Here is a 22,702-nt window from a genome sequence, read left to right on the forward strand (position 1 = left end):
ACCGCTTTACTCTGTAGTCTGTTGTTAATTTTGGGGGTGCTTATGCTGAACAAAGATCTGGAAGTCACCTTAAATCTGGCGTTTCAGCAAGCCAGAGATGCGCGTCACGAGTATATGACAGTGGAACATCTGTTATTAGCTCTGATCGACAATCCTGCGGCTCAAGAAGCGTTAATCGCCTGTGGAGCGAATCTAGATAAACTCAGAGATGAAGTGGCAAGCTTTATCCAACAAACAACCCCAATCATTGCCGATATTGATGATGACAAAGAAACTCAGCCGACGCTTGGGTTCCAGCGAGTGCTGCAACGGGCGGTATTCCATGTGCAGTCATCGGGTCGCAATGAAGTGAACGGCGCTAACGTGTTAGTTGCCATTTTCAGTGAGCAAGAATCCCAAGCCGTGTATTTACTGCGCCGCTGCGACATTAGTCGCCTCGATGTAGTGAATTTTATTTCCCATGGTTTCGCCAAAAATGATGATGCTGAGTCACATCAAGATCAAGAACGTGTCGAAGATCAGGGCGAAGGCAGCGAAGAGCGTAGTATGTTGTCGCAATTTGCGTCCAATTTAAACCAGCTTGCTAAGCAAGGGATCATCGACCCTTTGATTGGTCGCGACCAAGAAATTGAGCGCGCCATTCAAACCCTGTGCCGTCGCCGTAAAAATAATCCACTGTTAGTGGGTGAGGCGGGTGTAGGTAAAACAGCGATTGCTGAAGGGTTGGCATATCGTATCGTCAATAAACAAGTGCCCGATGTAATGCTTGAAGCGACAGTGTATTCCTTAGATTTAGGTTCACTGCTGGCGGGAACTAAGTATCGCGGTGACTTTGAAAAACGCTTTAAGAACCTGTTAAAAGAACTGGCGGCGGATAAGCATGCCATCCTATTCATCGATGAGATCCACACCATTATCGGTGCGGGCGCGGCCTCTGGCGGCGTAATGGATGCCTCTAATCTGCTGAAACCTTTGCTATCTAGCGGCAATTTACGTTGCATGGGTTCGACTACTTTCCAAGAATATCAAAGTATTTTTGAGAAAGATCGCGCACTTGCACGTCGTTTCCAAAAGGTGGATATCAATGAGCCTTCAGTGGAAGAAACCACTAAGATTTTGATGGGGCTTAAGTCTAAATACGAAGAATATCATGGGGTTCGTTATACTCAGGCCGCGATCAGCTGCGCTGCAGTATTGTCGGCCAAGCACATCAACGACAGGCATTTACCCGATAAAGCCATCGATGTGATTGATGAAGCGGGTGCGCGTATGGTGATGCTGCCTATGAGTAAACGTAAAAAGACCATAGGCCAGGCCGAGATTGAGTCGATTGTGGCGAAAATGGCGCGTATCCCTGAGAAGTCGGTATCCGCCACTGATAAGGACTTACTGCGTAATCTTGAGCGTAACCTTAAGATGGTGGTCTTTGGCCAAGATAAGGCCATTGAGAGTCTGAGTTCGGCCATTCGCTTATCGCGCAGTGGCTTAGGTGCTGACAGAAAACCTGTGGGGAGCTTCTTATTCGCGGGTCCCACCGGTGTGGGTAAAACCGAAGTCACTAACCAACTGGCCAACTGCTTGGGGATGAAACTGGTGCGCTTTGACATGTCTGAGTACATGGAAAGCCATACAGTGTCACGCCTGATTGGTGCGCCTCCTGGTTATGTGGGTTATGACCAAGGTGGCTTGCTCACGGATGCTGTGATTAAAAATCCGCACTGTGTCGTGCTATTGGATGAAATTGAGAAGGCCCACCGTGATGTCTATAACCTGCTGTTGCAGGTGATGGATCACGGTACTTTGACCGATAACAATGGTCGTAAGGCGGACTTCAGACATGTGACTTTGGTGATGACCACTAACGCGGGTGTACAGGAGACTATTCGTAAGTCGATTGGCTTTACCCAGCAAGATCACACCCAAGATGCATTATCTGAAATTAATCGAGTATTTTCGCCAGAATTTCGAAATCGTCTCGATTCCATCATTTGGTTCAATCATTTGGATATGACGATTATCGCCAAAGTGGTCGATAAATTCTTGGTGGAATTGCAGGCTCAGTTGGATGCAAAACACGTTACTTTGGAAGTCAGCGACGAAGCCAGAACCTTGTTGGCCGAGAAAGGCTACGATAAGAACATGGGCGCACGTCCAATGGCTCGGGTCGTGACCGAATTGATCAAACGTCCATTGGCAGACGAGATCTTATTTGGTGTCTTAGAGTCAGGCGGTGTTGCGTATGTGGATGTGAAGGAAGGCGAGATTGTCATTCGTACCGAACGTCACGAAAAAGCGACAACAAAAGCTTAATGCTTGATTATCCATTAGTTTTAGACATAAAAATGGCTGCAATTGCAGCCATTTTTTTCATCTTTCGCAAACAAAAAAACCCGGCCTTGCCGGGTTTTTAAATCTAAGAGGCTATATCAGCGTGCGCGGAAGACAATGCGACCTTTGGTCAGATCATAAGGAGTCAGCTGGACGGTAACTTTATCGCCAGTAAGGATCCGGATGTAGTTTTTACGCATTTTGCCTGAAATGTGGGCTATCACCACATGACCATTTTCAAGCTCTACACGAAACATTGTGTTTGGCAAGGTTTCAAGGATAGTGCCTTGCATTTCAATGTTGTCTTCTTTCGCCATTAATTAATTATCCCATTAGCCTTCGAATATAAAAAACGGGCGTATCATGCCCCAAATTCCCCCCGCTGTAAAGGGGAAGTACTTAGCAAACTTGGGAATACTCCCAGCCTGTCGGTGTCAGAATTTGATAAGGGCGATACAAACGCTTGTAAGACATCTTACGGTTTTCATCTATTTGATATCCGAGATAAACAAATTCTTTATTCATGAGTTTCGCCAGTCGACACTGAATTAAAATTAACAGTGCGCCGAGGGAGCGATGTTCTTCGTCGGGGTCAAAATAGCTGTAAATTGCCGAAAGACTATTGGGCAAACTATCTGTGACCGCAACTGCCAATAATTTATTTCCATCATAGACTTCGATAAACGTTGGCGGTAACCAATGGCAAAAAAGAAAGTGATTATATTGATCTTCACTTGGGGGAAACATGGGGCCGTCAAAATGTCGCCCACGAATGTAATGTTCATATAGCGTATATTGCTCGGCGGTTTGCTCCGATGTAATTCGCCAAGTCAGATCTTGGTTTTTTGCTAAAGTGCGTTTTTGGCGTTTCGATGGGACAAATTCATGCGTTGGCACACGGATTGGTTGGCATGCACTGCATCTAGGGCAGCGAGGTTTGTAGATAGAGCTACCACTACGGCGAAAACCTACCGCGAGCAAACGCTCAAATAAAATGGGATCGAGCGTATCTTCTTGGATGACGAGTAGCTGCTCCTGCTGGCCATCAAGGTAGCTGCAGGGAAATATTTGACTGATACCGATAGCGATCGATGCTTTACTCGAGTTCAAGGATGACCTCTTTAGTGGCCCAAGTATTTGGGTCCACGGGATTGTTTCTCAGTTCGCTCAGTAACGTTATAAAATCAATGCGTTTAATAGCTTTAGCTCCCAAACTTTCTAGGTGGGGATTCATCACTTGTGCGTCGATGAGTTTGAATCCCATCTTGAGTAAATGTTGTTGCAGTGCTGCAACGGCGGCCTTGGACGCATTGGTTTTACGGTGAAACATGGATTCGCCGCAAAATACTTGGCCGATCGCTAAGCCGTAAAGCCCACCGATTAAACGTTCACCTTCCCACACTTCAATGGAGTGGGCATGACCTGTGTGATGCAATTCGCGATAGGCCATTTGAATTTCTTGGGTGATCCAAGTGCCGCTCTGTTTTTCTCTTGGCTGCGCACATCCCGCCATCACATCGGTGAAAGCGTGATTGATTGTGATCCGCCAAGGTTGTTTTTTTAAGTATTTACGCAGGCTGGTGCTGATGTGAATTTCACCTGGAATAAACACGGCGCGGGGATCCGGTGACCACCATAGGATGGGATCGTCAGAATTAAACCAAGGAAAAATACCGTTGTAGTAAGCAGAGAGTAAACGTTCAGGACGTAAGTCGCCGCCGATAGCCAATAAACCATTAGGATCGGTTAAGGCGTGCTCGGGCGAAGGAAAAGCGTCAAATTCGTGATTCAGGAAAGACAGTGACTTCACAATTGAGTATGATTTAGTTATAGACCTTATTATTAAGTTAGCGGAAATTCAGATATGTGGAAACCTACTCTAGCAAGCTTTATGTTTATTTTTGCTTTTATCATCAGCCCTGCTAATGCTGGCTATGATCGCAATCAAGCCGTGCCAGTTGAGAAAGTACTCTATGGCGATATCACTTCGGTACGTAATATCACCGAAACCCAGTTAATTGAAGACCGTAATCAAGGTTGGAAAACCTTCGGTGGCGCCTTAGCGGGTGGGGTGATTGGTAATCAGTTTGGTGGCGGGTCGGGTCGAGATGTTGCGACGATTTTAGGTGCCTTGATTGGTGGGGGTATCGGTAACCGTTATGGCAGTGGTACTAGCGTGCAATCGTTTAAGCTGGTGGAACTGATGATCAATCAAGAAGATGGTACTCAGGTCATGGTGATCCAAGATTACGATGCTGGCATGACGTTTAACGCGGGTGACAGAGTTAGAGTGGTGTACTTGCAAGGTGGCGTGCGTGTTGATATCGCGATGTAAGCGATTGTCTCATCTTGAATAAGTGCTCATTTTCAGTAAATGGTCATCTTGAGTAACGGACGGTAATGCAATGACACGGACAGAACTAAGCCAATATTTAGCCGATTTTTTACATGTGTCGGCCTTTAAGGATTACGCACCCAATGGGCTGCAGGTAGAAGGCAAGAATGAGATCCGAACCTTAGTCACGGGCGTGACAGCTTGTCAGGCCTTGATCGATGAAGCGATTCGATTAAACGCCGATGCGATATTGGTTCATCACGGCTTTTTTTGGAAGAATGAGCCTGAAGTGATCACAGGCATGAAACAACGCCGAATTAAGGCGCTGCTCAAGCATGATATTAGCTTGTTTGGATATCATTTACCCTTAGATGCCCACCCAATGCTCGGTAATAACGCGACTTTGGGGAGACAGCTTGGGATCATCGACGCAGAAGCAATCGAAGAGGTGGCTCAGGGGCTACTGTGGCGTGGAAAACTTGATCTTGCAGTCAGTGCTAGCGAATTTTCTCACACCCTTGAGAATGCGTTAGGCAGAGCCCCACTGCACATTGGTGATAGCGATGCAAAGATCCAACATGTAGCTTGGTGTACTGGTGGCGCACAGGATTATATCGATGTTGCGGCGAGTTTAGGTGTGGATGCGTTTATCAGTGGTGAAGTGTCCGAGCGAACGTTCCACAGTGCGGTAGAGCAGGGCATACATTATTTTGCGGCGGGGCACCATGCGACAGAACGTTTTGGCATTCAAGCCTTAGGCCGTCACCTCGCCCGCGAGTTTGATCTCGTGCACCATTTTGTGGATATCATCAATCCGGTCTAATCCATTCATAAAGCGGCTTATGATGACCATCTAACTGTTTTATTCCTAAACGAAAGGCGAGCATGGCTCGCCTTTTTTATTGTGGTTTTATTGTTACTTATAGTCACTCAAATCCGTTCCTCTAGCGTTTGTGCAATCAGCTCTTAGCTGCTGCTAGATTAGCTCCAAAGTGGACAATATAAAGATGCCTAAGGTGCACGTGATCAGCGAGCAGACTGTGGTTAGTACAATAATATTGGCCGCAAGGGGCGCATTGCCACCCATGGCGCGCGCCATCACATAGCTTGCGGCTGCGGTGGGTGCAGAACTCATTAAAAAAACCAGTGCTAACTCAATCCCTCGATAACCCAACAGCAAGGCCCCAATCGTGATAAAAAGCGGGGCAAAGATCAGTTTCAATGCGGTCGAGAACCAAGTTGTATGCTTTTCATGTTTGAGTGAACCAATATCGAGCGAGCCGCCGGTACACAGTAGCGCTAATGGCAGGGTCATATTGGCAAAGTATTGTCCCGCATCGAGCACCATTTTCGGTACTGGAATAGCAAGCAAATAGAACAACATGCCTGCCATAATGGCAATGATCAACGGGTTTTTGGTGATGGTCTTGATGATCACGCCAAATGCACGTTGGCTGGATTCTTCGCCTTTAGGGCTTAGGCAAATAACCGCTTGAATGTTATACAGCAGCGTCATCGAGGCAACATAGACCGCGGCTAAGGCAACACCAGAACTCCCATAGGCGTTGGAAACATAAGCTAAGCCGATAATGGCGGTATTGGCCCTAAAACCCCCTTGAATGATCACTCCTTGGTCTTTGTGCTTGGGAAATAGCCGCCCAGTTGCATAGGTGGAGAGTATAAAAAACAGGAAATTGGCCGCTAAACCATAGCCAATCAAGGGCGCACTGGAGGCGAGATCGTGATTTGAGCTAATAATGCTAAGGAACAGCAAGGCTGGCAGCGTCACGTTAAAGACTAATCTTGATGCGACATCAATAAAGTTTTCATTGATGATTTGGGTGCGTTTTAGGATCACACCGAGCGCTAACATCAAACAGATGGGGCCCGTAATCGAGGCCGAAAACAGCAACTGCTCAACGATATTTCCCATAACTACTCCTCGAGTTATTCATTTAGCACTGCGTCGATTTTAGACTTGTCACTGATATGAATGTCACATTGCCGTGAATGCCTTGTCGATAGAAATACGAGTTTTAACTCGGTTTGTTAAACCACTCAGTTAAAATTAAATGGCTTAAACTCAGTCTTTTAAAAGACTGAGTGACACTTGCGACCACTAATCGGCTCAAACAATCGATACCAACAAATAAGGCCACATAAAATGCGGCCTTATTGATTTTTCGAGCGTTATCTAGCGCAGATTACTTAACCCGCATGCCAGGCTGTGCGCCTTCATGGGGTTCTAAAATCCACAGATCGCTGCCACCAGGGCCAGCGGCCAAAACCATGCCTTCTGACATGCCAAAACGCATCTTACGTGGTGCTAAGTTAGCCACCATCACAGTTAGTTTGCCTTCAAGGTCTTCTGGCGAATAGGCCGATTTGATCCCAGCAAACACTTGGCGTGTTTCGCCACCGATGTCGAGCTGCAACTTCAGTAACTTGTCTGCGTCAGCAACATGCTCGGCTTTCACGATACGAGCGATACGCAGGTCGATTTTAGCAAAATCATCAAAGTTGATGGTCTCACTGATAGGATCGTTAACCAGAGGCTCACTGCTGACATTAGATGATTCAACAGTTTTTTCAGGCGCAGCCGTCTTTGGTGCATCGGCCGTGACTTGCAGGTTATCCTTGGAGTCGGCAACCATAGCATTGACTTTATCCAGCTCAACACGTTGCATCATGGCTTTGAATGGAGCGATTTCATGACCCGCTAAATCTTGGTTCAATGCATTCCAAGTGAGCGGTAGTTGGAAAAAGGCTTCCACATCTTGGGCTAAACGTGGCAATACAGGTTTTAGATACGTCACGAGAATACGGAACAGATTCAAGGCATTTGAACACACTTGATGGGCCGCTTCCTGTTGATCGTCATGTTTCACCATTTGCCAAGGTGCTGCATCGGCTACAAAACCGTTAGCAATATCCGCCAGTGCCATGATTTCGCGCATTGCTTTGCCGTATTCGCGGCCTTCGTAAAATTCGGCAATCACCTCTTGCTTGGCTAGAAACGCTTCAGTCAGTGTGGTGTCGTTAATTTTCGCTAGCTTGCCATCGAAACGTTTAGTGATAAAACCTGCGGTGCGCGAGGCTAAGTTCACTAGCTTACCGACTAAGTCTGAATTCACGCGCTGGGCGAAATCTTCGAGATTTAAATCTAAATCGTCGATACGGCTGCTGAGTTTGGCGGCGTAGTAGTAACGTAAATATTCAGGATCTAAATGATCTAAATAAGTTCGCGCCTTGATGAAAGTGCCTTTGGATTTTGACATCTTAGCGCCGTTGACCGTCACATAGCCGTGGGCATAGACGCTGTTTGGCTGGCGGTAACCAGAGCCGTGTAACATGGCAGGCCAAAACAGACTGTGGAAGTAGACTATGTCTTTACCGATGAAGTGATACACCTCGGCGGTTGAATCTTTGCCCCAGAATTCCTCAAAGCTCAGCTCAGGGCGTTTGTCACAGAGGTTTTTGAACGAACCCATATAACCGATAGGCGCATCTAGCCAAACGTAGAAATACTTACCTGGCGCATCGGGAATTTCGAAACCAAAATACGGCGCATCACGGGTGATATCCCATTGCTGCAGACCTTGCTCGAACCATTCGTCGAGTTTATTGGCCATTTCGACTTGCAGGGCACCAGAGCGAGTCCACTCTTTTAGCATGCCTTCGAAGGCGGGCAGGTCGAAGAAAAAGTGCTCAGTGTCTTTCATCACTGGTGTCGCACCCGATACCGCTGATTTTGGATTGATGAGCTCAGTTGGGCTGTAAGTCGCGCCGCAGGCATCACAGTTATCGCCGTATTGATCCGGTGACTTACACTTAGGACAAGTGCCTTTTACGAAGCGGTCTGGCAGGAACATGGATTTCTCAGGATCGAACAGCTGAGAAATACTCTTGCTCTTGATATAGCCATTCGCACGTAGCTTGAGATAAATATCACTCGCCAGTACGCGGTTTTCATCGCTGTGGGTGCTGTGATAGTTATCGAAGGCGATAATGAAATCGGCAAAATCCTGCTGATGTTCTTTGTTCACTTGGGCAATCATGTCTTCTGGCGCTATGCCTAATTGCTGTGCTTTAAGCATGATTGGCGTGCCATGGGCGTCATCGGCACAAATATAGTGGCACTCATGTCCACGAAGCTTTTGATAACGCGACCAGATATCTGTCTGTATGTATTCCAGCATGTGACCTAAATGTATCGGGCCGTTTGCATAGGGAAGTGCGCTGGTCACGAGAATTTTACGTTGTGAAGTTGCCATCTTGTCTCAAATATCGTGGTGGGCCAAAAATATTGGTAGAGATACTAACCGATTACAGGATGATTTTCATCAAAACCTGAGCCAATTGAGCTAAATCTGCGCTAATGTTTTCTGCATTATCTGGTACACTTGGGCAAATTTATTGGTGGGGGTAATTCTTTTGTCTTCAACTCAAACTGATTATCGTCTGAATGACGATCTTCTCGGGCCAGTTCTGGCTATTCTCGATTCATTTGTTGACCCGTATCTCGCGAAAGGGTTAGTGAGCGCAGGATGCGTAAATAAGCTGGCATTGGAAGGTAAGCGTTTGCAGCTTGGCTTAGTCTATCCATACCCTTGTATGACTCAGTATCGCGACACTGTTATGGCGCTGACGAATAAGTTAGCGGTGCTCGATGCTATTGATGAAGTCGAGTGTGAAATCGATTTTCAACCTAAAGCCTACTCAGCGTTATCTTCTATTGCGCCGATTGCCAATGTGAAGCAAGTAATTGCCGTAGCATCAGGTAAGGGCGGCGTGGGTAAGTCAACCACAGCGGTGAACTTAGCTTTGGCATTAGCGGCCGAAGGTGCGCAGGTGGGTATTCTCGATGCGGATATTTACGGCCCGTCAGTGCCTATGATGTTAGGTATTCCTAATTTCAGACCGCTTTCCCCAGATGGTAAACATATGACAGCCGCCAGTGCCCATGGCATTGCCGCGCAGTCGATTGGTTTTATGCTCAGTGGTGATGAAGCTGCCGTGTGGCGTGGCCCAATGGCCGCGGGCGCGTTAGCCCAGTTACTGAATGAAACCCAATGGCCAGAACTGGATTATTTAGTCGTTGATATGCCACCAGGCACAGGGGATATTCAGCTCACGTTATCGCAAAAAGTCCCTGTGAGCGGCGCTGTTATCGTGACTACACCGCAGGATATCGCGCTGGCCGATGCCAAGAAGGGCATCAATATGTTCCAGAAAGTGAACATTCCTGTGCTGGGTATTGTCGAGAACATGAGTTTCCATTTATGTCCTGAGTGTGGTCATAAAGAACATCCATTTGGAACACACGGCGGCAGTAAAATTGCTGAACGCTATCAAGTTCCACTGTTAGGCGCTTTGCCGCTGCACATCAATATCCGTGAAGCCATGGATAATGGTGCGCCGACCGTCGTTGCCGATCCTGACAGTGAAGTCGCAGCTCTTTATCGGGAAATTGCCCGTAAAGTGGGCGCAGAATTGGCTTTAAAACAAAGCCAGAAAACAGTTTCTATTAGTGTTTCAGATGACGAGTAAGGTTTAAGGGTATGAATTCTCAGCAGTGTGTCATTATTGCAATTGCTGGCGCGTCAGCATCGGGCAAAAGTTTAATTGCCAAAACGATTTTTGACGAATTGCGCCGCGATTTAGGCACAGATCAAATTGGGGTAATTAATGAAGACGCGTACTATCGCGATCAGAGTCATTTATCCATGGATGAACGGGTATTAACGAATTACGATCATCCAAAAGCGCTGGACCATCAATTGTTGTGCACGCATTTACAGTTGCTCAAGTCTGGCGAAGCTGTTGATATCCCTTGTTATAGCTATACAGAACATACACGCACTGCAGAAACTTTAAAGATGACACCGAAAAAGGTGATCATTTTAGAAGGTATCTTATTGCTGACCGATCCTAAGTTACGTGCCCTGATGGACGCGAGTGTGTTTATGGACACGCCGCTGGACATTTGTTTCCTACGTCGCTTAACTCGTGATGTGGCCGAGCGGGGCCGTACTATGGAGTCTGTGATTTCACAGTACAAGAAAACCGTGCGTCCTATGTTCTTACAGTTTATCGAACCCTCGAAACAATACGCCGATATTATCGTTCCCCGTGGCGGCAAAAATCGTATTGCGACCGATATTTTAAAGACTCGTATCCAACATTTACTGGCAAAATAACGACATAAAAACTCAAGGAGTAATAGGCAAGATGCGCTTAACCGATATCGAAATTGAACAGGCCCTTGATAACGGCACTATCGTAATAGAACCTCGCCCAGGCATAGAAGCTATTTCAGGCGTCAGTGTTGATGTGCGCTTAGGTGGACAGTTTCGCGTCTTTAAAGATCATACCGCGCCTTTTATCGACTTGAGTGGTCCAAGTGCTGAGATGCAAGCGGCGCTCGATCGGGTGATGAGTGAGATTATCGAAATCCCCGATGGCGAAGCATTTTTCTTGCATCCTGGCGAATTGGCTTTGGCTGTGACTTACGAGAGCGTAACTTTACCTGCTGATATCGTCGGTTGGCTTGATGGCCGTTCGTCTCTAGCGCGTTTAGGCCTGATGGTACACGTAACGGCGCACCGTATCGATCCGGGTTGGCAAGGTAAAATTGTGCTCGAGTTTTATAACAGCGGCAAGTTGCCTTTAGCTTTGCGTCCACGCATGACTATAGGTGCGCTTAACTTTGAACGCTTAAATCATGCGGTTGCACGTCCTTATAACACTCGTAAGAGTGCCAAGTACAAAGATCAGCAAGAAGCGGTGGCTAGCCGTATCAGTCAGGACTAATACGCGTGTTCTGGGTGAATGGCGCATCGCAGGCAAGTGTCGACCCTTCCGATCGAGGGCTTGCCTACGGTGATGGTCTGTTTGCAACGATGCGAACGGACGCTGAGGGGATTATGTTTTTTGAAGCCCACCAAGCCCGTTTAACCGCAGGCGCCGTAAGGCTTGGATTTCAATGGCAAATGAGTGAAGCATTGCAACAACAGCTGAACACCTTAGCTATTGAATATCCTCATCATTGTATTAAGTTAATCGTTTCCCGTGGTGTTGGTGGTCGTGGCTATACACCGCCAGAAACTGTTAATCCTACCGAAATCGTCTCAGTTCATACTATCCCCGGCCATTATGCTCAGTGGCAGCAACAGGGTATTAGCCTTAAAACTTCGTCGGTACGATTGGGTTTGCAGCCTCTGTTGGCAGGGATGAAGCATTTAAATCGACTCGAACAAGTTTTGATTAAATCACACTCTTTACCGCAGGGATTTGATGACTGGTTAGTCAAAGATATCGAGGAGAATGTGATTGAATCTTCGATGGCGAATGTGTTCTTTATCAAAGATAATCGCATTATCACGCCTTCATTAGCCCTGTGTGGCGTGGCGGGTGTGATGCGCGAACAGATAATGTTGGCCTTGCTTGAACAGAACATGAATATCGAATGTTTGCCCGTTGGCGCCGAGCGTTTAATCGAATTTGACTCAGCGTTTATCACTAACAGCGTTTTAGGGATTGTGGATGTACTGGCGATAGACTCGCTCAAGTTCACCCGTGCTCCGATTACCGCGCAACTTAGACAGACACTTTCACTCACTCTATGAAAAAAATCATTATTATCGCCAGTTCAACCCTGTTGACCTTGCTAACCTTAGTCTGTTTGGCTGCCTTTTGGGGCTATCAAACGGTTGTCGAATACAGTCAAACGCCGCTGAGTCTCAGCGAGCCTAAAGAGTTGAAGGTTGAACGCGGCACCAGTGTAAATCAACTGGCGCAGCAACTTGCCGATGACGGCGTTATTCAAGATACGTGGAAACTCAAGTGGCTACTTAAGTTTCGTCCTGAGCTTGCCAAAATTCGCACGGGACTTTATGAAATATCACCTTCACAAACGATTACTGATTTACTCAATGATTTGATCGCTGGGAAAGTAAAAACCTTCAGTTTGACCTTAGTTGAAGGTAAAACTATTGTGGAATGGGAACAACAGCTTACCAGTGCTCCGCATTTACAAATGTCACCAGAAGCATTTGCAGCGGTATTGATGGCACAAGGCGATGATTCTGGTTTGCCTGAGGGAAAATTCTTCCCCGACACTTATCATTATACCGCCGAGGCGGATGCTAAAGTCATGCTGACTCAAAGCTATAAAATGATGGAGCAGGAGCTTGCCAAAGCGTGGGCGGAACGGGCGCCGAATTTACCGTTAAAATCACCCTATGAAATGCTGATTTTGGCATCGATAGTCGAAAAGGAAACCGGCCAAGCCCATGAGCGTGAGCAAATCGCCGGTGTATTTGTTAATCGTCTTAACCTAGGTATGCGTCTGCAAACCGATCCGACCGTTATTTACGGTATGGGTGATCGCTATAAGGGTAATATCACCCGCAAAGATTTAGTTGAAGAGACGCCTTTTAATACTTATCGCATCTTTGGATTGCCGCCAACGCCGATAGCTGCACCGAGTAAAGCCTCATTGATGGCCGTGTCTAAGCCCGCCAGTGTGAGTTACCTTTATTTTGTATCGCGCAACGATGGCACCCATGTGTTTTCAACCACGCTTGAAGAACACAATCACGCCGTAGACGTCTATCAGCGTAAGATAAAACCAGCGACGCCAGAAAAATCACCAAAGTAAAAATGCAGAGAAAGAAAATCCAATGTCAGTTTTTGCAAAATTTATCGTTATTGAAGGCTTAGAAGGCGCAGGTAAGTCGAGTGCGATTAACCTTATTCGAGACTTTATTGAAAAACATACGGGTAAAGCGCCGATTTGCACCCGCGAACCGGGCGGTACACCATTGGCTGAACGTATCCGTGATTTAGTTAAGATTGCCGATGCGAACGATCCCCTGTGTGATGAGGCCGAGTGTTTACTCATTTATGCTGCCAGAGCTCAGTTGGTTGCTAATGTCATAAAGCCCGCGCTTGCGCAAGGGCAATGGGTATTGGGTGATAGACATAATCTATCGTCATTAGCTTATCAAGGTGGTGGCAGAGGGTTAATGCCGTTAGTGGAAGCGGTGAGCACTGCAACACTAAAGGGATTTAAACCCGATCTTACTTTGTACTTAGATTTAGATCCTAAGCTTGGGCTTACCCGCGCAGCTAAACGTGGTGAGCTTGATAGAATTGAGCAACAAGCGATTGATTTCTTTGAGCGAGCACGTGCTACATATCTCAAACTTGCCAGCGAAGACGACAGTATTGTGGTTATAGACGCGAGCCAAACTATGACCGAAGTGCACAAAGATATCTTAGCCGTGCTTCAGGCGATGGTATGGTAGCCGAGTCCGGATTTACGGCTGAGCAATTACCTTGGCTCGAAGGGCCAAGGCAGGCATTTTTAGCTCAATTAGCGCGTCAAAAAATACCTCACGCACAACTCGTGGGCATTGATTCAGCCTATGGTGGTGAGTTGCTGAGTGTGTTTATGGCGCGCGCGGCTATGTGTGTGCAGCCAACGCCTGTGGGCGCGTGCGGTTTTTGTAAGTCTTGTCAGCTCTATGATGCTGGCAATCATCCTGATTTTTATCATATCGCCGCCGATGGCAATCAAATTAAAGTCGATCAAATTCGTGAGCTGTGTACGCGTCTGACAGCCACCGCACAGCAAAGTGGCAGGCGTGTAGCGATTATCCACCACAGCGAGCGTCTTAACTCCGCTGCTGCGAACGCACTCCTTAAAACTCTTGAGGAGCCAGGTAAAGACACCTTACTGATTTTGCAGTCGGATACGCCTGCACGTTTGATGGCGACGGTTAGCAGTCGTTGTCAACGAATTCCTTTTGTCGTTCCGAGTCGAGAGGTCATCAAAAACTGGCTTGCCCAGCGATGTGGTATTCAAGAGGATGTAACTTGGTGTTTGAGTGTCGTGGGTGGGCCGTTAAAGTTGGCTGAGAGCTTGCAGTCTGAGGGTAGCCAACAGAGTCGGTATCAATCTTTGCTACAATTTCGCAAAGATTGGGCACAAAGTTTGTCGTCTGGTCATCTGTGTGCTAGTTTGTTAATAATAAGTGAACAACAAATAATTGATGTTCTTAAGGTTTTGTACCTACTTATACGACAGGTTTTACTGAAAAATAGCCATCAAGATGCGTTTGTTCATGCGCAGCTCGGGAATTTGGCGGCTAAGATCATGGGAATGTGTCATAGCTTAAGCACAATGCCGAGCGTCAATTATCTGGCCCTGTGTCAAAGTTATGTCTTAGAATATAGAGAGATAACAAATAAGTAATATGCCATGGTAGATCTCGTCGTTAATTTTGATACCTTACATCAGTTATATCGTGCCTATATGCCTTTTATTAAGCCGGCAGGATTATTTATTGCGACCAGTGAAAGTCATTATCTTGGCCAACCGCTGACGATTGCGTATCGTTTACCCGGCGCAACCCTTACTAATGAATTTCGTGGTGTTGTGGTGTGGATTAATCCCTTAGGAGCGTCGGGTGGCCGCCCAGTGGGGATTGGCATTAAAATTATTTCTGAGCCAGATAGCCATAAACACCATATCGAAAAGTTACTGTCCCGCGAACTCGCTTCCGGCGATCTAACCTGCACTATGTAAGTTGGCCCGCATTATTGCTCTGGTTTAAACGTTTGCTCACTGCCTAAACTGGCTATTTACTTCTGTTGAATTTGACCTCGATCCCTTGGCTGGGTATCCTTGTCGTCCTTTGTTACTCTGCTTGGAAATCCTTGTGCTTATTGATTCACACTGCCATCTCGATCGCCTCAAAGCGGCGCCTGATCAACAAACCTTAGAACAGATTCTTGCTAATGCTAAAGCCCGTGGCGTGGACTATATGTTGTGCGTCAACGTGCGCCAGCAAGGATTTGAATTGATGCGAGATAAAGTTGCAGCCTTCGAACAGGTATTTTTGTCATCGGGTGTGCATCCATTAGACGTTAAAGAAGGCCTCGATGTTGAGCAAATCCGCCGCTTTGCCACCGATCCTAAAGTGGTCGCGATTGGTGAAACTGGGTTAGATTATTTTTATGCCGACGACACTAAGCTGTTGCAACAGCAATGTTTTGAGCAGCAGATTGCCCTTGCGGTCGAAGTGAATAAACCTTTAATTGTCCATACCCGTGATGCACGTGAAGATACGATCAATATGCTTAAGCAGGGCAACGCGGATAACGTTGGCGGCGTGCTGCATTGCTTTACCGAGAACTGGGAGATGGCGAAAGCGGCGATTGATCTCGGCTTTTATATTTCGGTTTCTGGCATAGTCACTTTTAAAAATGCGGGTGATCTGCGAACCGTTATTCGCAAAGTGCCTCAGGATCGTCTATTAGTTGAAACTGATTCGCCTTATTTGGCGCCGATCCCACACCGTGGACAAGAAAATCAGCCAGCCTATGTGCGCGATGTGGCTGAGTTTGTGGCAGAGCTTAGAGGTGAGCGTTACGAAGATCTTGCTGAATACACTAGCAATAACTTCTTTAATTTATTCAAAGATGCAGCGCGTTTAGTTGGCCGTTAGCCGCAAGTGCTTTGAATCACTTTATGTGATTGCGTGATTGTTAGCGTACAGGCATAAAAAAAGGCCCAAAACGATTAAAGCTGTTTGGGCCTAGGGGAATGGCTCATTGAAGAGCCGTGCGCTACAGGTGAAAGCGTCATGCAGTGCGCTTTACAATAGACTCAGTGTAGTCGAGCTTTTGTCTTATAGTCGCGCTCACTTTCCCCTTTTTTAGGTTATTTATCGCTAAAAAACAGCGAAATTATAACGATTTTGTCTGTTCTGGTAGCAGTAACACTTTATCTTTCACTAAGTCTCTGGGTAGGTTGTTTTTTAACTTATTGCCTAAATGTTTCGCCATGCCTAATGGTGCTCCGCCATAACAGACGATCACTTCACCTTGAGCTTTCACTGCGGTGTTTAGGGCAATATCTCGCCCCATCAAATACTCTTTCGCTTCAACATCGCTCACATCGACCGTTTTTGCGGTTGGGCTGAGCTGTTTTCCTGCTAATGCAATAATCGCTTCATGGCGGACTTTAAAGCCGTGTTTACTGTTATCGGCGAGTTTAATACCAATGCGCTGAAAGCGCATACGGCCGATAAAAGCGTTGAATTCATGCGGAAATAGCCAGAATTCATTATCGCGAACCATGATGAGTTCGTCTGGTAAGCTGATGCCTAAATCCTGCTGAAAATAGTCTTTGATCCCTTGGGCTTGTTTCGCTGATGCGGGCGTGAAGGGAAAGTTTTTCTGTAGTTTAGGCTCTGGTTGTAAACGCGGCACTGAGGCCGTTTTTGTCAATTTAGCGACAAAGAAACCTTCACTGTCGTAAATCTGTGGCCAGACATGTAAGAAGCCTTCGGGCGTTGTAGCTCGATCTGCGCCATCAAATAAATCGCTTAAGGATTCAAATTGCACCGCATCGCCGTAGACTTGCTTTAAATACTCGCACACGCCTTGGTTTTCGAGGCGGTTTAAGGTGCAGGTTGAGTAGACCAAAATGCCACCGGGTTTCAGGGCGAGAAACGCCGATTCGATTAAGGCTTTTTGGGTTTCGCTAATCGCCAGCACATCGTCTAGGTTCCAGTGTTTTAGCGCATCGGCGTCTTTACGCACTGTGCCTTCACCGCCACAGGGCGCATCGATAAGCACGGCATCAAAACTTTCGTACAGGTATTCGCCAAATACACGGCCATCGAAATGGGTGAGGGCGCAGTGGCTCGCGCCCATGCGCAGCACATTGGCGTGCAATACTTTCACGCGGCTCGCCGAATACTCATTAGCCACCAATAAGCCTTGGTTTCGCATCAATGCGGCCATTTGCGTGGTTTTTGAACCCGGCGCGGAGGCGAGATCAAGTACGCACTGCCAATGTGCATTCGGTGTAAAAAGTGCGGTCGGCGGCAACATAGAGCTGGCTTCTTGAATGTAGAATAAGCCTTGGATGTGCTCTAAGGCATTGCCGAGTTGTTCTTCTTCATCGTAACTGATCCAAAATCCGTCTTCACACCAAGGAATAGGATCGAACGTCCAGCCCTTAGGTTGCATCAAGGTCTTAAAGTCGTCACTGCTGATTTTTAAGGTATTGACCCGAATTGAACGTCTAAGCGGCCTGTCGCAGGCGGCAATAAACTCGTCCATGGATAAATGGGCGGGGAGTTCTTGGGTGATTGTATCGATAAAATTTTGATTTAATTGGACCATTGATTTCATTGAACCATAGGAAAATAGACTGTGTATCAACTGGTGCGAGTATATCATAATCCCTTATTGGGTCTGAGATTTTCTCCCGAGCCGCCAAGGCTGCTATTGTGATTTAATGTTGATGCTTGACGATTTGAGCGATATTGGAATGAGTCGCCATAAAGCTAGCACTCAGTAGCCATGAGCTAATAGAATAAAAACAAATAAAAATAAGGGGATTAGCGTGCTGAATCGCGTGTGGTTGGCTTTTTTTATCACAGCATTGCTTGCAATAGCAGTGCAACTGTTCAATGGGCACATAGAAGTCCTATCGGCTTCGGTCGCCGCATTATTTGCGAGTGCTAAGCTTGCTGCTGAAATTTCCCTTGGGCTGATTGGCGTGCTTTCCCTGTGGATGGGATTGATGCAGGTAGGAGAAAAGGCTGGCGTTGTCGGCGCTATTGCCTTTGTGTTTGAGCCATTACTGCGCCGTTTGATGCCTGAAGTGCCCAAGGGGCATCCGGCCTTTGGCAGTATCACGATGAATTTAACAGCGAATATCTTTGGGTTAGATAATGCCGCCACACCACTTGGTTTAAAGGCGATGCATGATTTGCAGAGTTTAAATCCGCTAAAAACCGTGGCGACCAATGCGCAAATCTTATTTTTAGTACTCAATACTTCCTCTGTGACCTTAGTGCCTGTGACGGTATTCCTTTACCGCGCCCAGCAAGGTGCCGCTGCGCCTGCGGATATTTTCTTGCCGATTTTACTGGCTACTTCGGCATCGACATTGGCGGGCTTGCTGGTTGTGGCGTTAGTGCAGCGAATTTCATTATTAAACTCAGTGGTGCTCGGTTATGGCGCCTTGATGCTCTCAGGATTAGTGGCGAGTGGTTTTTATCTGATGACTTTAAGTGCTGAGGCCATTGGCACTGTGTCGACGGCAATGGGCAATGGTATTTTGCTGTTATTGGTATTTACCTTCGTGATTGTTGCGGGCATTCGCAAGGTGGCGGTTTATGATGAGTTTATTGATGGGGCGAAGGCGGGTTTTGCCCAATCCATCCAGTTGATCCCTTATTTGCTCGCCATGCTATTAGCGATTGGTTTACTGCGTGCATCCGGCGCCTTGGATTATCTGTTGCACTTGATTGCCACTGGTGTGCGGATATTAGGTTTTGATACGCGTTTTGTCGATGCTATGCCGACCGCGCTGATGAAACCTTTTAGTGGCTCAGGCGCCAGAGCCATGATGCTTGAGACAATGGATCACCACGGAGTAGATTCCTTTGCGGGTCGATTAGCGGCGATTTTTCAGGGTAGCACTGAAACCACTTTCTATGTTCTCGCTGTGTATTTTGGTTCTGTGGGTATTCGCCATGGACGCCACGCCTTGGCTTGCGGTTTAACCGCGGACTTTGCGGGGATCAGCGCCGCGATTGCTGTTTGTTATTGGTTTTATGGATAAGGGGGCTAGAGTATTGAGCGACCTAGAATGTCTCAATAACATTGCGAGAGAAGCTAAAAATAAATCAGGCGCATTATGCGCCTGATTTATTTGTAAGAGCTTTAACATTAGTGCGTTGGTGTAAGTATTTTGATGAAAAGAATTACTGGGCTGGTGCCCATTGCTGCCATTCGTTTTCGGCTTTGTGTTGCAATCTTAATACAGTGCCCGTCGCTAAATGATTACCCTCTTGAGTCGTGTCCTTAGTCGCCACATTGATGCCGCCAGCGAGTAAGGTTTCCAGCGAGCCCGCTTCGATTTGGGCACCTGAGAAGAGGCCAACATCGACTTTAATCCCTGAGGCATCCCAGAACTGACTGCTTTGATTCACTAAGTGACTGTACTGTGCCTCGATATGGGCCTGCATCAATACACTATTCCCCTGTGTCGATAGGCTATAACCGTCGATTTGACCGACTTTAATCCCTCTGAAGAAGATAGGTGTGCCGACTTTCATTGAGCCTAGGCTAGTATCTTCTAGAATGAATTTCAGCGCATCTTCGGCAACATTGGCATAGCTGCTGGCAGCGAGGTTGGCAACAAACTGGGTCGCTTTTTGACTACTCTTACCCGGTAAGACTCCTATGTAAGGACCTGTGATCAGCGTTTCTGGCGCTTTGATCCCCGCCAGAGAAATTTGTGCATCCACTAAATGATATTCACAGTCACTGCGGCTGAAATGTTCGGCATATTCCCCGTAGAGATATGCGCTAGCTGTGAGTGTATCGAGATCCGCATTGAGCTTCACCTGCGACACTTCACCCACTTGATGACCTTGATAGCGAATCGCGGCCTTGGCCGTAAGCTTGCTGGAGGCGGGTAACGTGAGGCGAATCGCCTGCGCCTGACTTAATGCCAACTGCTTGCTCTCATAGAGTTTTAACGGGGTTGTATTGCTCACTTTGTCATTGCTATCAAGCAGTCCCAGACTGATGCTGCCCTTTAATGCCCCTTGTAGCGGGGCAACGGCGACATCAATACCGGCAAGACTGGCACTGATATCCACGGCGCTGTTACGCCAGAATACTTTTGGCTTTTTCAGCAAGGGTTGAAACTGTTTGTCGATAGCGAGCTTGATAGCGAAGTCTTCGGTTTTGCTTTGCCAGTTCACTGAGTCAACTGTGCCAATTTGCATTTTTTTATAGTAAATCGGTGAGCCTTGGCTGACATCGGCGCCATCTTGACTGATTAACGTTAAATGCACTTGCTGCTGACGATCATAAAAAGCTGTCGCGGCATCCACAGAGCTAAAGAGGGTCAGAGCGCTGTTAGCAGCTAAAGGTGTGTCGCTATGACCTTGGATCAAGCTAACTGCACCTTGAGTGAGCGTTGTAAAATCCCTTGCTTTGACTGAGACCCCGTCTAACGATGCGTTTACCGTTAATGCCGACTCAGGCACAAAATAGCTGTCGCTGCGTATTAGACTGGCAAACTCAGGTTGTAGCTCGAGTTGGTATTCCACCGCCGATAAATCTTTGGTTAACTTAACTGTAAGCACGGAACCAATGGGGATTTGCTTGAAGCGAACTTGAGCGCCCGCTGAAATGCCCATGTTTTCGGCTGAGGTTAAGGTCAAGAAACGCTTCTTCGATTGCAGTAAATCAGGCGCTTTGGCTTGTAAGGCAAAGCTGCTTGGTACCGCGCTTTTGGTGTTGATGCCTGGCAGGAAGTTGATCACGCTACCTGTCAGTAAGCGTTCTGGATTCTTAATGCCTGAGAGGGAAATATCAGCACCTTCAAGCCAAAACACGCCGTCGTTAGTTAACAGTGAACCGTATTGAGATTCAAATTTAGCCACGGCTGTAACACCATTGGACGTGAGTTGTTTACTTAAAATACTGCCAATATTGATGCCGCGATAAACGATGCGGGTACCTTTTTCGACACCGTTAGCGTCAGCCATGGTCAAGCTTATTTCTATGCCGCCAAGGGCGGTGGTTTCTGAATCATAAAGCGAAAAAACGTCACCGTTTTTAGCTATGTCTGCTTTATCGTCAGAGCTGAAACTCACGCCGCCAGCCAGAATGGACGCCAAACTCTCTGAACTGACTTTAACCCCAGTTAGTGAAGCATCAATTTTGACGCCAGAAACATTCCAAAAGTGAGAATTTTTCTTCACTAACCGCGCGTATTGCTCTTGAATGAAAGCGCTGATAATGACTCTTTGATTGCCATCTAAACGATAGCTGACCACGCTACCCACGGGGATTTGGCGAAAAAATATTGGCGAGCCAACATCGAGCGAACCCAGTTTATCGGAGGTCAATTCGACCATCACACCTTCTGAGCCGATTTGCATCGGCGGCGGTTGGCGTTCTGCTTCAAAAAAGGTCGAGGCATTACCTTTCCCTGGTTGGATAGCAATATAGTTACCCGAAAACAGCGCATCTAAGCCTTCAACACCTGTAATACTTGCTTTAGGTGTGACAAGCCAGAAGAGGGTTTCTTTATTCAAGAAAGGTTTAGCGCGGTAGTCCATCATGACCTTGACGTTCACACCTTTGAGATCTTCATCTATGCCAATGTCTTTAACTTTACCGACAGTTAAACCTTGGTATTTGACTAAGGTTTTACCTACATCAATCCCAGTGGCGCTCGGAAAGTGAATTTGAATTTCAACCCCCGATTCTTTAATGCTCTTAATGCCCAGCCAAGCACCTAATGCCAACGCGACAATAGGAAGCAGCCAAATGGGCGAAAAGAGTTTTTTCTTTACAACTTTCGGCGATTCAATTTGTGTCATCTTGAGGTTCCAATCGATCCCAGAGTAAACGAGTGTCTAAAACTTTTGCGGCTAACTGAGTTAACAGAATAACCAAGGCAAATGCGGTAGCCGCAGGCGCGGGTTTCGCGTCGAGTAATTGTCCCATGTTCACTAATGCCACTGTGATTGAGATGACAAATAAATCGAGCATTGACCAGCGGCCAATCCATTCGATGATGTGAAAACCCACCATCAATTTCTTTTTTGAAATCGGAATGTCAAAGCTGATCGCACACAGATAAATGGATAAGCCGATGATTTTAATCCATGGTACTAAAATACTGGCGGTAAACACTATGATGGCAATAGGCAACATATCTGAATGCACTAAATGCAAAATGCCTGAAAAAATGGTGTCGTGCCGCACTTGCCCTTGATTGGTCAGCATAGTGATAGGGTAAATGTTGGCTGGCACCAGTAAGATGGCAGCGGTAATCAACAAAGCCCAACTTTTTTGCAGGCTGGAATAGTCTCTGACTTGCAACTCAGTTTCACAGCGCTGACAGTGCGTGAGTTCACTGCTGTTGAGTTGGCGACACACTTTACAGAGACATAGGCCGATATCTTTACCTTGTTGTTTCAT

Annotated in this window: 21 protein-coding genes; 13 read left to right on the top strand and 8 right to left on the bottom strand. The window is 46.8% G+C overall.

Translation table 11 applies throughout. From position 1 onward, the window contains the following. Nucleotides 1-42: 42 nt before the first annotated feature. Nucleotides 43-2,310 carry an ATP-dependent Clp protease ATP-binding subunit ClpA gene (gene clpA / locus KFE26_RS09115; RefSeq protein ID WP_105252671.1) on the top strand — a complete coding sequence of 756 codons (2,268 nt, stop codon included), beginning with the start codon at nt 43-45 and terminating at the stop codon, nt 2,308-2,310. Nucleotides 2,311-2,426: 116 nt separating this feature from the next. Here clpA and infA read toward each other — a convergent pair whose 3' ends face one another. The 3 genes from infA to aat all read right to left on the bottom strand — a co-directional run bounded on the left by infA (nt 2,427) and on the right by aat (nt 4,138). Further along, on the bottom strand, nt 2,427-2,645 hold the full coding sequence (gene infA / locus KFE26_RS09120) for a translation initiation factor IF-1 (RefSeq protein ID WP_006081934.1): 219 nt from the start codon (nt 2,643-2,645) through the stop codon (nt 2,427-2,429). Nucleotides 2,646-2,727: 82 nt separating this feature from the next. Next, nucleotides 2,728-3,438 carry an arginyltransferase gene (locus tag KFE26_RS09125; RefSeq protein ID WP_028759740.1) on the bottom strand — a complete coding sequence of 237 codons (711 nt, stop codon included), beginning with the start codon at nt 3,436-3,438 and terminating at the stop codon, nt 2,728-2,730. Beyond that, complete coding sequence (gene aat / locus KFE26_RS09130; protein ID WP_113940541.1) at nt 3,425-4,138, bottom strand: leucyl/phenylalanyl-tRNA--protein transferase; 714 nt, start codon at nt 4,136-4,138, stop codon at nt 3,425-3,427. Before aat ends, KFE26_RS09125 begins: the two co-directional genes overlap by 14 nt. 54 nt (nt 4,139-4,192) lie before the next feature. On the opposite strand from aat, the gene KFE26_RS09135 reads away from it, so the two are divergent. Both KFE26_RS09135 and KFE26_RS09140 read left to right on the top strand, forming a co-directional pair. Next, on the top strand, nt 4,193-4,663 hold the full coding sequence (locus KFE26_RS09135) for a glycine zipper 2TM domain-containing protein (RefSeq protein ID WP_028759742.1): 471 nt from the start codon (nt 4,193-4,195) through the stop codon (nt 4,661-4,663). Nucleotides 4,664-4,733: 70 nt separating this feature from the next. After that, nucleotides 4,734-5,486, top strand: coding sequence for a Nif3-like dinuclear metal center hexameric protein (locus KFE26_RS09140; protein ID WP_212600200.1), 753 nt, complete (start codon nt 4,734-4,736; stop codon nt 5,484-5,486). A gap of 153 nt (nt 5,487-5,639) precedes the next feature. On the opposite strand, the gene KFE26_RS09145 is transcribed toward KFE26_RS09140, so the two are convergent. Together KFE26_RS09145 and metG are read right to left on the bottom strand one after the other, a co-directional pair. Further along, on the bottom strand, nt 5,640-6,596 hold the full coding sequence (locus KFE26_RS09145) for an AEC family transporter (protein WP_212600201.1): 957 nt from the start codon (nt 6,594-6,596) through the stop codon (nt 5,640-5,642). Nucleotides 6,597-6,867: 271 nt separating this feature from the next. Beyond that, nucleotides 6,868-8,937 (bottom strand): methionine--tRNA ligase, encoded by a 2,070-nt coding sequence (gene metG / locus KFE26_RS09150; RefSeq protein ID WP_212600202.1) that lies wholly within the window; start codon nt 8,935-8,937, stop codon nt 6,868-6,870. A gap of 160 nt (nt 8,938-9,097) precedes the next feature. Between metG and apbC the strand changes: the two genes are divergently transcribed. From apbC to KFE26_RS09195, 9 genes are all read left to right on the top strand, one after another. Next, nucleotides 9,098-10,213, top strand: coding sequence for an iron-sulfur cluster carrier protein ApbC (gene apbC, locus KFE26_RS09155; RefSeq protein ID WP_006086266.1), 1,116 nt, complete (start codon nt 9,098-9,100; stop codon nt 10,211-10,213). 11 nt (nt 10,214-10,224) lie between these two features. Beyond that, entirely contained in the window at nt 10,225-10,863 is a 639-nt protein-coding gene (gene udk / locus KFE26_RS09160) for a uridine kinase (RefSeq protein ID WP_028759746.1), read from the top strand. Between the two features lie 31 nt (nt 10,864-10,894). Beyond that, entirely contained in the window at nt 10,895-11,476 is a 582-nt protein-coding gene (gene dcd / locus KFE26_RS09165) for a dCTP deaminase (protein ID WP_028759747.1), read from the top strand. Nucleotides 11,477-11,481: 5 nt separating this feature from the next. Then, a complete protein-coding gene (pabC, locus tag KFE26_RS09170) occupies nt 11,482-12,291 on the top strand; it encodes an aminodeoxychorismate lyase (RefSeq protein WP_212600203.1) in 810 nt (269 codons plus the stop codon). Next, nucleotides 12,288-13,325 carry an endolytic transglycosylase MltG gene (mltG, locus tag KFE26_RS09175; protein WP_212600204.1) on the top strand — a complete coding sequence of 346 codons (1,038 nt, stop codon included), beginning with the start codon at nt 12,288-12,290 and terminating at the stop codon, nt 13,323-13,325. Before pabC ends, mltG begins: the two co-directional genes overlap by 4 nt. Nucleotides 13,326-13,347: 22 nt before the next feature. After that, complete coding sequence (gene tmk / locus KFE26_RS09180) at nt 13,348-13,974, top strand: dTMP kinase (protein WP_212600205.1); 627 nt, start codon at nt 13,348-13,350, stop codon at nt 13,972-13,974. After that, nucleotides 13,968-14,924, top strand: a complete 957-nt coding sequence (holB, locus tag KFE26_RS09185) for a DNA polymerase III subunit delta' (RefSeq protein ID WP_212600206.1) — start codon at nt 13,968-13,970, stop codon at nt 14,922-14,924. The genes tmk and holB overlap by 7 nt, the downstream gene beginning before the upstream one ends. A gap of 6 nt (nt 14,925-14,930) precedes the next feature. Beyond that, nucleotides 14,931-15,257, top strand: a complete 327-nt coding sequence (locus KFE26_RS09190; RefSeq protein ID WP_028759752.1) for a PilZ domain-containing protein — start codon at nt 14,931-14,933, stop codon at nt 15,255-15,257. 133 nt (nt 15,258-15,390) lie between these two features. Continuing rightward, on the top strand, nt 15,391-16,179 hold the full coding sequence (locus tag KFE26_RS09195; RefSeq protein WP_212600207.1) for a TatD family hydrolase: 789 nt from the start codon (nt 15,391-15,393) through the stop codon (nt 16,177-16,179). 241 nt (nt 16,180-16,420) lie between these two features. Here the strand turns inward: KFE26_RS09195 and rsmF are convergent, their stop codons facing one another. After that, the gene (gene rsmF, locus KFE26_RS09200; RefSeq protein WP_212600208.1) at nt 16,421-17,866 is read right to left on the bottom strand and encodes a 16S rRNA (cytosine(1407)-C(5))-methyltransferase RsmF; all 1,446 of its coding nucleotides are present in this window, start codon (nt 17,864-17,866) and stop codon (nt 16,421-16,423) included. Between the two features lie 223 nt (nt 17,867-18,089). On the opposite strand from rsmF, the gene KFE26_RS09205 reads away from it, so the two are divergent. After that, the gene (locus KFE26_RS09205; RefSeq protein WP_212600209.1) at nt 18,090-19,316 is read left to right on the top strand and encodes a nucleoside recognition domain-containing protein; all 1,227 of its coding nucleotides are present in this window, start codon (nt 18,090-18,092) and stop codon (nt 19,314-19,316) included. 142 nt (nt 19,317-19,458) lie between these two features. Here KFE26_RS09205 and KFE26_RS09210 read toward each other — a convergent pair whose 3' ends face one another. Then, nucleotides 19,459-22,098 (bottom strand): PqiB family protein, encoded by a 2,640-nt coding sequence (locus tag KFE26_RS09210; protein WP_212600210.1) that lies wholly within the window; start codon nt 22,096-22,098, stop codon nt 19,459-19,461. Next, the gene (locus KFE26_RS09215) at nt 22,085-22,702 is read right to left on the bottom strand and encodes a paraquat-inducible protein A (RefSeq protein ID WP_028759757.1); all 618 of its coding nucleotides are present in this window, start codon (nt 22,700-22,702) and stop codon (nt 22,085-22,087) included. The genes KFE26_RS09210 and KFE26_RS09215 overlap by 14 nt, the downstream gene beginning before the upstream one ends.

The sequence above is a fragment of the Shewanella sp. M16 genome, from assembly GCF_018224605.1.
GTDB lineage: Bacteria > Pseudomonadota > Gammaproteobacteria > Enterobacterales > Shewanellaceae > Shewanella > Shewanella oncorhynchi.

Excerpts from the sequence above, each read along its gene's own strand:
- clpA (WP_105252671.1), top strand. The coding sequence starts at position 43 with ATGCTGAACAAAGATCTGGAAGTCACCTTAAATCTGGCGTTTCAGCAA.
- infA (WP_006081934.1), bottom strand. The coding sequence starts at position 2,645 with ATGGCGAAAGAAGACAACATTGAAATGCAAGGCACTATCCTTGAAACC.
- KFE26_RS09135 (WP_028759742.1), top strand. The coding sequence starts at position 4,193 with ATGTGGAAACCTACTCTAGCAAGCTTTATGTTTATTTTTGCTTTTATC.
- KFE26_RS09140 (WP_212600200.1), top strand. The coding sequence starts at position 4,734 with ATGACACGGACAGAACTAAGCCAATATTTAGCCGATTTTTTACATGTG.
- KFE26_RS09145 (WP_212600201.1), bottom strand. The coding sequence starts at position 6,596 with ATGGGAAATATCGTTGAGCAGTTGCTGTTTTCGGCCTCGATTACGGGC.
- metG (WP_212600202.1), bottom strand. The coding sequence starts at position 8,937 with ATGGCAACTTCACAACGTAAAATTCTCGTGACCAGCGCACTTCCCTAT.
- udk (WP_028759746.1), top strand. The coding sequence starts at position 10,225 with ATGAATTCTCAGCAGTGTGTCATTATTGCAATTGCTGGCGCGTCAGCA.
- dcd (WP_028759747.1), top strand. The coding sequence starts at position 10,895 with ATGCGCTTAACCGATATCGAAATTGAACAGGCCCTTGATAACGGCACT.
- mltG (WP_212600204.1), top strand. The coding sequence starts at position 12,288 with ATGAAAAAAATCATTATTATCGCCAGTTCAACCCTGTTGACCTTGCTA.
- tmk (WP_212600205.1), top strand. The coding sequence starts at position 13,348 with ATGTCAGTTTTTGCAAAATTTATCGTTATTGAAGGCTTAGAAGGCGCA.
- holB (WP_212600206.1), top strand. The coding sequence starts at position 13,968 with ATGGTAGCCGAGTCCGGATTTACGGCTGAGCAATTACCTTGGCTCGAA.
- KFE26_RS09190 (WP_028759752.1), top strand. The coding sequence starts at position 14,931 with ATGGTAGATCTCGTCGTTAATTTTGATACCTTACATCAGTTATATCGT.
- rsmF (WP_212600208.1), bottom strand. The coding sequence starts at position 17,866 with ATGGTCCAATTAAATCAAAATTTTATCGATACAATCACCCAAGAACTC.
- KFE26_RS09210 (WP_212600210.1), bottom strand. The coding sequence starts at position 22,098 with ATGACACAAATTGAATCGCCGAAAGTTGTAAAGAAAAAACTCTTTTCG.
- KFE26_RS09215 (WP_028759757.1), bottom strand. The coding sequence starts at position 22,702 with ATGAAACAACAAGGTAAAGATATCGGCCTATGTCTCTGTAAAGTGTGT.